The organism is Shigella sp. FC1967 (genome assembly GCF_001743005.1).
GTDB lineage: Bacteria > Pseudomonadota > Gammaproteobacteria > Enterobacterales > Enterobacteriaceae > Proteus.
This window is the reverse complement of the sequence record NZ_MIIZ01001426.1, coordinates 1-350: the sequence shown is the minus strand read 5'-3', so window position 1 is coordinate 350 and position 350 is coordinate 1. Positions and strand designations below refer to the sequence as shown.

Genomic DNA, 350 nt, shown 5'->3' with positions numbered 1-350 from the left:
TTTCAGCCTCGCCTTAGGGGTCGACTCACCCTGCCCCGATTAACGTTGGACAGGAACCCTTGGTCTTCCGGCGTGCGGGTTTTTCACCCGCATTATCGTTACTTATGTCAGCATTCGCACTTCTGATACCTCCAGCATACCTCACAGTACACCTTCGCAGGCTTACAGAACGCTCCCCTACCCAACAACACATAAGTGTCGCTGCCGCAGCTTCGGTGCATGGTTTAGCCCCGTTACATCTTCCGCGCGGCGACTCGACCAGTCGAGCTATTACGCTTTCTTTTAAATGATGGCTTGTACTTCTAAGCCAATCGATCCTGGGCCTTGTTACTCGAAGCCCTTTCCCCCAG

At 53.4% G+C, this 350-nt stretch carries 1 rRNA gene; it reads right to left on the bottom strand.

The annotated features are described in order from the left end of the window. Positions 1 to 350, bottom strand: a 23S ribosomal RNA gene (locus BHE89_RS22655); the annotation flags it as partial.